Annotated in this window: 15 protein-coding genes; 11 read left to right on the top strand and 4 right to left on the bottom strand. The window is 67.4% G+C overall.

Going from position 1 to position 10,781, the window contains the following annotated elements; genetic code table 11:
- Positions 1-216 precede the first annotated feature (216 nt).
- A complete protein-coding gene (locus MKK58_RS01970) occupies positions 217-615 on the bottom strand; it encodes a DUF3775 domain-containing protein (RefSeq protein ID WP_243910510.1) in 399 nt (132 codons plus the stop codon).
- A 114-nt stretch (positions 616-729) separates the two neighbouring features.
- Here MKK58_RS01970 and MKK58_RS01965 point away from each other — a divergent pair, with 114 nt between their 5' ends.
- The 3 genes from MKK58_RS01965 to MKK58_RS01955 all read left to right on the top strand — a co-directional run bounded on the left by MKK58_RS01965 (position 730) and on the right by MKK58_RS01955 (position 2,835).
- Positions 730-1,512, top strand: coding sequence for a DUF429 domain-containing protein (locus MKK58_RS01965; RefSeq protein ID WP_243910509.1), 783 nt, complete (start codon positions 730-732; stop codon positions 1,510-1,512).
- A gap of 13 nt (positions 1,513-1,525) precedes the next feature.
- Positions 1,526-2,041, top strand: a complete 516-nt coding sequence (locus MKK58_RS01960) for an NUDIX hydrolase (protein WP_243910508.1) — start codon at positions 1,526-1,528, stop codon at positions 2,039-2,041.
- Between the two features lie 122 nt (positions 2,042-2,163).
- Positions 2,164-2,835, top strand: a complete 672-nt coding sequence (locus MKK58_RS01955) for a carbonic anhydrase (protein WP_243910507.1) — start codon at positions 2,164-2,166, stop codon at positions 2,833-2,835.
- 99 nt (positions 2,836-2,934) lie between these two features.
- On the opposite strand, the gene MKK58_RS01950 is transcribed toward MKK58_RS01955, so the two are convergent.
- The gene (locus MKK58_RS01950) at positions 2,935-3,645 is read right to left on the bottom strand and encodes a DUF4142 domain-containing protein (RefSeq protein ID WP_243910506.1); all 711 of its coding nucleotides are present in this window, start codon (positions 3,643-3,645) and stop codon (positions 2,935-2,937) included.
- Between the two features lie 351 nt (positions 3,646-3,996).
- Between MKK58_RS01950 and MKK58_RS01945 the strand changes: the two genes are divergently transcribed.
- The 8 genes from MKK58_RS01945 to nudC all read left to right on the top strand — a co-directional run bounded on the left by MKK58_RS01945 (position 3,997) and on the right by nudC (position 10,124).
- Positions 3,997-4,857, top strand: coding sequence for a universal stress protein (locus MKK58_RS01945; RefSeq protein WP_243910505.1), 861 nt, complete (start codon positions 3,997-3,999; stop codon positions 4,855-4,857).
- A gap of 137 nt (positions 4,858-4,994) precedes the next feature.
- Complete coding sequence (locus tag MKK58_RS01940; protein ID WP_243910504.1) at positions 4,995-5,603, top strand: hypothetical protein; 609 nt, start codon at positions 4,995-4,997, stop codon at positions 5,601-5,603.
- A gap of 135 nt (positions 5,604-5,738) precedes the next feature.
- Positions 5,739-6,338 carry a hypothetical protein gene (locus MKK58_RS01935; protein ID WP_243910503.1) on the top strand — a complete coding sequence of 200 codons (600 nt, stop codon included), beginning with the start codon at positions 5,739-5,741 and terminating at the stop codon, positions 6,336-6,338.
- Between the two features lie 75 nt (positions 6,339-6,413).
- Entirely contained in the window at positions 6,414-7,052 is a 639-nt protein-coding gene (locus MKK58_RS01930; RefSeq protein ID WP_243910502.1) for a cytochrome b/b6 domain-containing protein, read from the top strand.
- Positions 7,052-7,831, top strand: a complete 780-nt coding sequence (locus MKK58_RS01925) for a molybdopterin-dependent oxidoreductase (RefSeq protein WP_243910501.1) — start codon at positions 7,052-7,054, stop codon at positions 7,829-7,831. The genes MKK58_RS01930 and MKK58_RS01925 overlap by 1 nt, the downstream gene beginning before the upstream one ends.
- A gap of 142 nt (positions 7,832-7,973) precedes the next feature.
- Positions 7,974-8,705: a hypothetical protein gene (locus MKK58_RS01920; protein WP_243910500.1), complete on the top strand. Its 732-nt coding sequence runs from the start codon at positions 7,974-7,976 to the stop codon at positions 8,703-8,705.
- Between the two features lie 92 nt (positions 8,706-8,797).
- Positions 8,798-9,214: an HIT domain-containing protein gene (locus MKK58_RS01915; protein ID WP_243910499.1), complete on the top strand. Its 417-nt coding sequence runs from the start codon at positions 8,798-8,800 to the stop codon at positions 9,212-9,214.
- Positions 9,215-9,218: 4 nt separating this feature from the next.
- On the top strand, positions 9,219-10,124 hold the full coding sequence (gene nudC, locus MKK58_RS01910; protein ID WP_243910498.1) for an NAD(+) diphosphatase: 906 nt from the start codon (positions 9,219-9,221) through the stop codon (positions 10,122-10,124).
- A gap of 34 nt (positions 10,125-10,158) precedes the next feature.
- On the opposite strand, the gene MKK58_RS01905 is transcribed toward nudC, so the two are convergent.
- Both MKK58_RS01905 and MKK58_RS01900 read right to left on the bottom strand, forming a co-directional pair.
- Positions 10,159-10,509, bottom strand: a complete 351-nt coding sequence (locus MKK58_RS01905; RefSeq protein WP_243910497.1) for a type II toxin-antitoxin system PemK/MazF family toxin — start codon at positions 10,507-10,509, stop codon at positions 10,159-10,161.
- A gap of 1 nt (position 10,510) precedes the next feature.
- Positions 10,511-10,756 (bottom strand): AbrB/MazE/SpoVT family DNA-binding domain-containing protein, encoded by a 246-nt coding sequence (locus tag MKK58_RS01900; protein WP_243910496.1) that lies wholly within the window; start codon positions 10,754-10,756, stop codon positions 10,511-10,513.
- Between the last annotated feature and the right edge of the window lie 25 nt (positions 10,757-10,781).

Raw genomic sequence — 10,781 nt, 5'->3', positions numbered from 1 at the left:
GGGCGGGATCGATCGCCGGCGATCGCGGCAAGCGCTGACTGGGTGGCGGCGTCGAGGAGCACGCAGACGGTCTGAGCCATTGCCCAGACTCGCATGCATCGCCCGCCTCGTGAATCCTCTGACCGCGTCAGTGCACTAGCGACCGAATTCCCCATCGTGCCCAGGGCGGTCCTGGAGATCGGTTCCGCCGCGCGGAACCGATCCCGGGTGCGGGGCTCAGGCCTGCGGAAGGTCCGGTGTGATGCCGAGGTTGGACATGCCTTCCTCGAGAAGGTCGCCCGCGTTCGGAATCCCCAGGATCTCGTGGGCGGCGCCCTCGCCCGCCGCCTCGCGCTCGCGGGCGAAGCGGACCGCGTCCGTCCATTCCTCCGGCTCCATGTCGCCGCGCCCGATATAGAGGAGCGCCAGGAGGTCGGCGCGCTCGTCGTCGTTGAGGGCGCCGATCATCGCGCGCAGCTCCTCCTCGGTGGCGTCGTCGGTGCCGGAGATCAGCACGTCGGTGGCGCCGTCGTCGGTGGGGTTCGAGCCGGAATCGGGATCAGTCGCCCCTTCCTTCACATCGACGGCGCGCACGCGCAGGATGATCTCGGTGACCTTGTCGACGGCGATGTCCATGAACGCATTCCCGTTTCACCGGCCACCGGCATCGGCGGCCCCGAGCAGCGACAACGGGCCAGGTCCGATCCGGTTCGCGCCGCAGCGTGAGCGGCTGAGCGCGGGGGTGAGCCGATGACGCGCTGGATCGGCGGCCTCGACGGCTGCCGCGGCGCCTGGGCGGGTGTGCTCCTCGACCTCGACGACCCGGGCCGCTACCGGGCCGCGCGCTTCGCCCGCGTCGCCGACCTGCTGGACGCGCCGGAGGCACCGCTCAGTGTCGGGATCGACATCCCCATCGGGCTCGACAGCCACGTGACGGGGGGCGGGCGCGCGGCGGACCGCGCGGCGCGGGCGCATCTCGGCCGGGGCCGGGCCAGCGTGTTCCCGGTGCCGGCCCGCGCGGCGGTCCATGCCCAGACCTACGCGGAGGCCAAGACCCTGTCGCGGGCACACAGCACGCCCCCCTTCGCCCCCTCGATCCAATGCTGGAACATCCTGGGCTACGTCCGCGAGGTCGATGCGCTCCTGCGCGCGCGGCCCGAACTCATGGCGCGCCTGCACGAGGTCCATCCAGAGATCGCGTTCCACCGTCTCAACGGCGGGCAGGCCCTGGCGGCGGGCAAGAAGGGCCCCGCGCGCCAGGACGGCCTCGCCAAGCGCCGCGCCCTCCTCGCCGCCGCCGGCCTGCCGGCGGGGCTGATCGCGGCCCGGCCGGCGGGAATCGGGGCCGACGACCATCTCGACGCCCTGGCCGGCCTCGTCGTCGCCCGCGATATCCTGGCGGGCTGCGCGATCCCCCTGCCCGATCCGCCGGGGCGCGACGCGGCGGGTCTACCGATCGTGATCTGGATGCCGGCCCGGGCCGCCGGCCCGCCCCTGGCCCCAGACGATTTCCCTGTTAAAGCGAAGTGCTGAGTTGGGGTACGAGATGACGCAGGATCTACCCGTTCGCGACATTGCCCGAGCCCTGGTGTTCGACCCGGACCGGCGCCTGCTGCTCATCGCCTACGAAGCGGTGCGGCCGATCAATCCGGCGCGGCCGGATGACCGTACCTTCTGGTTCATGCCCGGCGGCGGGCTGGAGCCGGGCGAGGACCATGTCGAGGCCTGCCGGCGCGAACTCTCCGAGGAGATCGGGGTCACCGGGATCGAGATCGGGCCGCAGGTCGCCGCGTGCGACGGCCCCTTCCACCACTTCAAAACCTCGCGCGATGCCCGCGAGCGCTACTTCGTCGTCCACCTGCCCGATGCGACCGTGGACACGAGCCGGCTCGCCGAGACCGAGGACAACCCGGTGCTCGGAACCCGCTGGTGGACGCTGGCCGAACTCGAGGCCACGTCCGAGCGGATCGAGCCGAAGGGACTGGCAGCGGTCGCCCGCGACATCATAGCCGGGACGATACCCACCACGCCCGTCGTCCTAAACTGGCGGGAGCAACCCTAGCCATCCGGCTTGCCGTGCGATGGCAAGCCACCCTGATCGCCCGTCACCCGAGACGCGCGTCGCCTTGAGACGCCTGTCCAAGACACCCGTGAGTCACGACCCCCATGAGTGAGGACCATTCCATGTTTCCAGAGACGCTGAAGGCCGGCTACCGCTCATTCATCGACGGACGCCTCACCGACGAGGCCAAGCGCTATGCCAAGCTGGCCGAAGGTCAGAGCCCCGAAGTGCTGATGATCAGCTGCTGCGACAGCCGGGTCTCGCCCGAGGTGATCTTCGACACCGGTCCGGGTGAACTCTTCGTGATCCGCAACGTCGCCAACATCGTCCCACCCCACGAGACAGGCGGTGACTATCACGGCACTTCGGCGGCCATCGAGTTCGCCGTCGAGGGTCTGGAGGTCAAGCACATCGTCGTGCTGGGGCACGCCACCTGCGGCGGCATCAAGGCCTACGCCAATCCCGCCAAGCCCCTCTCGAAGGGCAACTTCATCGGGAGCTGGGTCTCGCTGGTCGAGCCCGCCGCCGCCCTGGCGGGTGACCCGGAGGCGCCGGATTACCTGACCCGGCTCGAATACTCGATGGTCGCGCAGAGTCTCAAGAACCTGATGACCTTCCCGTTCGTGCGCACGCGGGTGGAGAGCGGTCGGCTCGCCCTGCACGGCGCCCATTTCGGCATCGCGCGCGGCGAGTTGCTTCTGCGCGACCCCGAGACCGGCGAATTCAAGCCCGCCGTCGATGGGGCGGGCCGCAGCCTGAGCCCCGCCGCCATGATCGGACGCGCGGTCGAATAGGCCGGAAAACGCGAAAGGACGTCGCGCCCAGAAGGCGCGACGTCCCTTTTTATCTCGAACCACGCCGGGCGACGAGCCCGGCGTGTCGCTCCGTTCGGATCAGCGGGCGCCGGGCAGGCGCTGCGCCATCTGGTAGTGGGACTGCAGCACCGGCAGGGCCTGCTCGGCATGGGCGCGCAGGGCCGGGTTCGGGCCGGACGCGGCGTAGGAGCGGAACATGCCGATGGTCATCTCGTGCGACTGGACCTGCATGCGGCCGTAGAGGCTGTCGAAGCGCGGACCGGCCGGGGTCTGCGAGAGCTCGGCGAGCATCGCCTGCTGCTGCGGGTTCGGCTGGATGATCGTGGTGCCGGCCGTGGCATCGACATCGCCGTTGAAGGCACGGCTGCCGGTCTCGGCGCCGCGCGCCGCGCCGCTTCCGAGGCCCTCGACGCCGGCCACCGGGCCACCGCTGAGTGTCCCGCCGACGACACCGGCCGCCGCACCCGTGGCCGCGCCAACGGCACCACCGGCCACCGCGAGAGGAGCGGTGATCAGGCCGCCGACGCCCTCGTTATTGCGCACGGCCGCGTAGTTGCGCTCACCGCCCGCCAGGGCGACGTTGGCGGCGCGATGGTCGCGGATCGCCTCGCGGGCGAAGCGCAGCACCTGCGGATTCCGGCTCTTGTTAAGCGCGATCTGGCTCGACTGAATCTCGAAGGCGTTGGCCTGCATGGCCTCCATGCGGAAATCACCCGGCATGCCCTGCGCGAAAGCGGGGGTAGCGAGGGCGGCCATCACGGCGGTCACGGCAAAGGTCTTCTTGATCATGGGAACCTCGAATTCGTATTGGTGGACGTGACGGGCGGCGCGCCAGGCTAAAACAACCCGGCCGCACAATGTCCCGTCACGGTTGCGGGGCCAACGACGCGAGGACGATTGAGTTCCATGCCCGCGCGATCCCATTTTCGGACGTCGAACGAAAATCTTTCCCTGATTAAGGCCAAGCTTTGCACATCCTGTAGGCTGGCCGCCCCGGACCAATGCCTGGACATGCTGTTGGCCACCCTCGAGAAGGCTTGCCGGAAAAGGCCTGGGGGCCCGCATGCAGGCCGGTTTCCGCAGCGGCCGTTTCCCATTAGCCTCGGGCCTTGATCGTGCCGCCGCGAGAAAGGCCCTTCCATGAAGACCCTGCTCGTTCCCGTCGCGTCCCACGACGCGCTCCCGTCCGTCTTCGAGACCGCCATCCTGGCCGCGCGTCGGTTCGGGAGCCTCATCGAGGGCGTGTCCCTGCGCCCGGCGCTCGCCGAGTACGTGCCCGTCGACATGGTCGGCGGCATGACCTGGCTGCGGGACGAGGAAGCCGACAAGGCGGAGGCCGAGACGGCCGGCCACCGCTTCGTGTCCTTCATGGACCAGGCCGGCGTGCCCCTGGCGACCGACGGGCCCTGCACGCCCGAGACGGTGGGGAGTGCGGGGCCCCGCTACCGCTGGCGCCCCGACGTGCCGGCCGGGGACGCCTTCCTCGGGCAGTACGCACGCCTGTTCACCGCCACCGTGGTCGGGCGCCCCGGAACCGACGACGGCTCGCCCCGCATGACCACCTTCGAGACGGCCCTGTTCGAGAGCGGCCGCCCGATCCTGCTGGCCCCCCCGGTCGCCCCCGCCACCCTGGGCGACGCGATCCTGATCGCCTGGAACGGCTCGACGGAAACCGCCCGCGCGGTGGCCTTCGCCATGCCGTTCCTGCGCCAAGCCCAGCGCATCCGCGTGATCAGCGTCGAGGGCGGCACCGTGCCGGGCCCGAGTGCGGAGGATCTGGCCCGGTCGTTGGCCTGCGAGGGGATCGTGGCGGATTTCCGCGCCCATTCCGCCGGACGCCGCACGCCGGGCGAGGTCTTCCTGGCCGAGGCGGAGGCGTTCGGCTGCGATCTGCTGATCAAGGGTGCCTACACGCAGAGCCGCCTGCGCCAGATGATCTTCGGGGGGCCGACGAGCCACCTCCTGGCCCATGCGGAAATCCCGATGCTGATGGCCCATTAGGGCGGATCGCGGCGGGATCGAGCGCGGCCGAAAACCGCGACCCGAAACATCCGGGTCGCGCGCAATTGACTTGCGCACACCTCCGATCGGGCTCAGCGTCCCGGAGCCGGCATGGACCGGCTGCCGGGACCATTCGCATGAAGTCGCTGACCCTCGTCCTCTCCGGACTCGCCCTGTCCGGTATCGCCCTCGGCCTGCCGGCCCGGGCGGATTCCCCCGTGGTGCGCATCCGGGGCACGATCGAGGCGGTGGACGGAGCGAGCATCACCATCAAGCCGCGCCTCGGGGCCAGCGTGCAGATCAAGCTCGGCGAGACGGTGCGGGTCGCCACCGCCAACGCGGCCAAGATCAGCGACATCCAGCCCGACAGCTACATCGGCACCGCCGCGACCCCGCAGCCGGACGGCACTCTCAAGGCCCTCGAGGTCGCGGTCTTCGCGCCGAGCATGCGCGGCACCGGGGACGGCCACTACCCGTGGGATCTCGAGAAGGAGAACACCATGACCAACGGCGCGGTGGGTGCCCTCTCGGGCACGGGCGACCGCACGATCCGGGTGACCTACAAGGGCGGCGAGAAGACCATCACGGTCCCGGAAGGCGTACCGGTCGTGGCCCTCGCGCCGGGGGATGTCGGCAAGATCAAGCCGGGGGCCCGCGTCGTGGCCTTCACCCGGGCCGATGCCGGCGGCGTCGCCGTGGCCGAGCGCATGGTCGTCGGCGAGAACGGCACCGTTCCGCCGATGTGACCCGGCCGTGCCGAGGCAGCCCGGACGCGCCGATGTAACCCGGGCGTCGCCGCGGCCGAAAGGCTCGCGGACGTCCGGGCGGACCACGCTACCTCACGACCCGATTTCACACCCCAACAAACACGGAGGAACGCCATGATGAAGACCCTGCTGACCGGACTGACCCTCGGTCTCGCCCTCGCCGCCGCACCCGCCCGCGCCGACGACGTGGTGCGCTACCGGGGCACGATCGAGTCCGTCGACGGCTCGACCGTGACGATCAAGCCCCGCATGGGCGAGACCAAGACCGTGACCTTCGGCGACGACACCAAGATCCTGGCCGCCAGCAGCGGCAAGCTCTCGGACATCAAGTCGGAGAGCTACATCGGCACGGCCGCGATCCCGCAGCCGGACGGCACCCAGAAAGCCCTGCAGGTCACGGTGTTCGCCTCCTCCCTGCGCGGCACCGCGGACGGCCACTACCCGTGGGACCTCGGCTCCAACTCGACCATGACGAACGGCGCCATCGGCAGCCTGTCCGGCACCGAGGGGCGCACCATGCTGGTCAAGTACCAGGGCGGCGAGAAGAAGGTGGTGGTCCCCGAGGACGTGCCCGTGACCCTGGTCGACCCGGGCGAGAAGAGCATCGTGGTGGCGGGCGAGAAGGTCGTGGCCTTCACGAAGGCGGGTCCGGACGGAAAGCTCAACGCCGCCGTCCTCATCGTCGGTCGCAACGGCACCGTCCCGTCGATGTGATCCCGTCCCGCCCCGCCGGTATTCGCCGGCGGGGGCGGCCCGAGATTCCGAGGTTCCCAAGAGACCGAGGTCCTGTTGACGATCGTTCCCGAAACCCCGTCGCGCCTCGTGGTGATCCACCCCCTCGTGGTGCGGGTCACCCACTGGATCAACGCGGTCGCGGTGTTCTGCATGCTGTTCAGCGGCTGGGCGATCTACAACGCCTCGCCGCTCTTTCCCTTCGCCTTCCCGAAATGGGCGACGCTGGGCGGCTGGCTCGGCGGCGCGCTGGCCTGGCACTTCGCCGCCATGTGGCTGTTTGCCCTCAACGGCCTCGCCTACGTCGCCTACGGGCTCCTGGCCCGCCACTTCGCGACAAGTTTCCTGCCCCTGAGCCCGGGCGCGGTCTGGCGCGACGCCCGCGCGGCCCTGGCGCTGCGGCTCAGCCACCGGGTCGGCCGCTACAACGCCGTGCAGCGCCTCGCCTACCTCATCGCCATCGCGCTCGGCCTCATGCTCGTCGCCTCGGGCTGCGCCCTGTGGAAGCCCGTGCAGTGGCAGGGCCTCGCGAACCTGTTCGGCGGCTACGAGTGGGCGCGCCGGATCCACTTCTTCGCCATGGCGGGCCTTGCCGGCTTCATCCTCCTGCACCTCGCCCTCGTGATCGTCGTGCCGAGGACGCTGCTGGCGATGATCACCGGCCGCGCCCGCGTCACCGAGGAGACCGTCCGCTGATGCCCCGCGATCCCGACGACGCCGCCCGCCTCAAGACCCTGCGCCGCGACCTCGCCCCCGACCTCGCGCGCCTGGAGCGCCGGATGGTGCTGCGCGGCGGCCTCTCGCTGGGGGCACTGACCCTGCTCTCCGGCTGCGACCTCTCCACCGGCAGCAACGGCTCCCTGGCCGACCGGGTGCTCTGGGCGATGTCGCGGGCCAACGACCGGGTCCAGCAATGGCTGTTCGATCCCGCGACCCTGGCCCCGACCTACCCGGCCTCGATGATCGATACGCCGTTCCGCTTCAACGCCTATTACCCGCCCGACAACATCCCGGAGATCGACGCGGCGACCTGGAAGCTCGAAGTCTCCGGCCTCGTCGCCGACAAGGCGCCCTGGACGCTGGAGAAGCTGCGCGCCCTGCCGCAGGAGAGCCAGATCACCCGCCACATCTGCATCGAGGGCTGGAGCCAGATCGGGCAGTGGAGCGGCGTGCCCCTGCGGACCTTCCTGGAGCGGACCGGCGCCGACCTCACCGCGAAATATGTCGGGTTCAAATGCGCCGACCGCTATTACGGCAGCCTCGACATGCCGAGCGCCCTGCATCCGCAGACGGTCCTGGCCCTCGATTTCGCCGGCCAGCCCCTCGCGCCCGAGTACGGCTACCCCTTGCGGGTGCGGGTGCCGACGAAGCTCGGCTTCAAGAGCCCCAAGCACATCGCGGCGATCTTCGTGACCAACGACTATCCGGGCGGCTACTGGGAGGACCAGGGCTACAACTGGTTCAGCGGGATCTGATTATCCTGGAGCAGAAAGATATTTAAATTTCAATATAATAAAATTAAATTCAAATTTATTTGTGCAACTAAAAGTTGACATTTTTAGTAAGGCAAGCGAGAATCTCTGCGCCATTAATTTATATACTAACAGGCGTAGATCCATGCTTGAGCCTTTAGTTACAATACTCCGCGAGGCAACAAAACAATTCCCTGGGATCAGGTATGTTTGGGGCGCGGTAGCTATAGCAGCGGCGGCCGGCCTGATTGTGAAATATTTAGGTGAAACCAAAACGGCTATAATTATATGGTGCCTAGCATTTTTAGCAACAATATTAGTAACTATGTTTGCCGGAACTTCAGAACGTGGATCAAAACTAGATACTCCTAGGCAAGTTCTTATTTACTCAACTTTGATATTTTTTTGCACGTTCTTGATTCTCACTATGAGTGTTTTTATGGGATATGGCCCGAAGAGGTGGGCAGATTTTCTCGGTTTTGATGAAACGAAACCGAAAGAATTCAGTGTATCTGGCGGTTCCGTCAACTTTGGGTGCGAACGAGGCGCTACGGCATTCGTGGAATATAGGTCTCCTCCAGGATATCGAATCTTAAACGCTAATGCTTACCCTGAAGATTCAAGCAACGCCAAGGCCCAAACTCCTTATGTTTATCAAAATGACGGCTATTTGGCAAAAGCAAAAGTAGATTATTTTGGGAAAGATCGAGTGGCTTGGAATTGTCCTGGCGGCGGCCATGGAAAAGCTCTTTTAAAAGGCGAAATAATACAGGAAGAAAAAAACAATCTCTATATTCCTGGCTTCAGTTTAGCTGTTGCGTCTTTGATAATGTTAGCAGCAATTTTCACCGGGAAAAGGCGTTCCTCAGACGTTTAAACCAAAACGGCAGCCGAACTCACAAGCGTAAAGTGCACATGTGTTCGGCCGCCCCTCGCATCGGCCAGGTTTCCGCTCTACATCGCGTCGCGATGAGCACCGACTTCACCCTCGACCCGCGATTGTCTGCCGACACCGTGCACGTGGGCGACCTCGCCCTCTGCAGCGTCCTTCTCATGGACGATGCCCGCTTCCCCTGGCTGATCCTCGTGCCGCGCCGGGCCGGCGCCAGCGAGATCACCGACCTGTCGCCGGAGGATGCGCGGGGCCTGATGGACGAGATGCGGATCGCGACGGGCGTGATGCTGGCGCTCGCCAAGCCCGACAAGGTCAACGTCGCGGCGCTCGGCAACGTCGTGCCCCAACTCCACGTCCACGTGATCGGGCGCTTTCTCTCAGATCCCGCCTGGCCGAAGCCGGTCTGGAGCGTCGGCACCGCGACCCCCTACCCGCACCACGCCCGCGCCCAGATGATCGAGCGCATCGGCGCCCTGTTCGCGGCTGCCTGAACTGATGACCGACCCCTCGGGCCAGCTCGGCTACGTCCACAGCCGCCTCGTGCGCCACTCGGCCGAGAGCGCCTCCGCGATCCCCGGTCTCGACGCGCCCGGCGCGCACATGGTCGTCCTTGCGGGCGACCGCGTCGTGCTCTCGGGCGATACCGCGCTCCTGACGCCGGACATGGCCGCCCGCACGGGGGAGCGCGGCCTGACGCTCTATCTCGGGCGCCTCGACGGCGACCCGGTCTTCGCCGCCGCCGTGCCGGCCGAGGTCTCCGAGGCCCTGGAGGCCGACCCGGACTTCCGGACCAACGATCTGCGGAGTCTGGCCGGCGAGGGCCGGTTCGCGCCGCACGAACTCGGCCTCCTCGCCACGGCGAAGTCCCTGCTCGGCTGGCACGCGCGGCAGGGCTTCTGCGCCAATTGCGGAACGCCGACCGCGCTGGCGGCCGGCGGCTACCGCCGTGAATGCGCCGCCTGCGGGACGCATCATTTCCCCCGCACCGACCCCGTGGTGATCATGCTCATCACCCGGGGCGATGCCTGCCTGCTCGGGCGCTCGCCGCGCTTCCATGAAGGCATGTATTCCTGCCTCGCCGGCTTCCTGGAGCCAGGCGAGACGATCGAGGACGCGGTGCGGCGCGAGACCTTCGAGGAGGTCGGCCTGACCATCGGCGCGGTGCACTACCACGCCTCGCAGCCCTGGCCGTTCCCGTCCTCGCTGATGATCGGCTGCGTCGCCGAGAGCCTCGACGAAGCCATCACCCTCGACCCGGAGGAACTCGCCGATGCGCGCTGGTTCTCACGGGACGCCGTCGCGGCGATGCTGGAGGGCCGCCATCCCGAGGGCCTGACAGCCCCGCCGCCGCTCGCGATCGCGAACCTGCTGATGCGGGCCTTCGTCGAGGCGCGTGCCTGATCAGTCCGAGTGGGCTCGGACGCGAACCATGCCGCTAGGGGATTTCGAGGAACGTCCCCATCATGACCCGCACCTCATCGAGGATCTCGGCCGGCGCGCGCGCCACCAGCACGAGGCGCCGGGCTCGGTAGTCCAAGGGCTTGCCCTGGTCGCAGAGGATCACCCCCGTCACCGCGAAGCCCTTCGGCAAGGCCACATCGAAGGGATATCCGTGATCCTGGCTACTGGTCGGGCACGCGAAGCATCGGCCGACCTTCGCATTGTAGTCGCGCGACGTGATGATGATCGCCCGGCGATACTCCGCCTGCTCCGTCCCCTTCGTCGGACTGAAATTCACCTTCACGATGTCGCCCGCATCGGGAATGTAATCGCCTGATGCGGACATGTTACCAGACTTCGGATCCGACTTCGGGTCCATCGAAGGCTTGAGCCTGCACGTTTTCATCCGTGACGCGCGAGAGCAGTTCGGCAAGGTCATGGCGACGCGGTCGCATCACCGGCGTCAAAACGATCCTGCCATTCTCATAAGACAGATCGGCGCTCGAGCCTTCCTTGATGCCGGCTTCACGCAGGGTCGCAGATGGGATTCTCAGGGCAACACTGTTACCCCATTTCGCGAACTGAACGATCATGTTTGGACCCCTCCCCGTGACGCCC

This window comes from Methylobacterium sp. J-078 (assembly GCF_022829285.1).
In the GTDB taxonomy this organism is placed as follows: Bacteria; Pseudomonadota; Alphaproteobacteria; order Rhizobiales; family Beijerinckiaceae; genus Methylobacterium.
The sequence above is the reverse complement of the archived record's forward strand: the minus strand, read 5'-3'. Positions and strand labels throughout refer to the sequence as shown.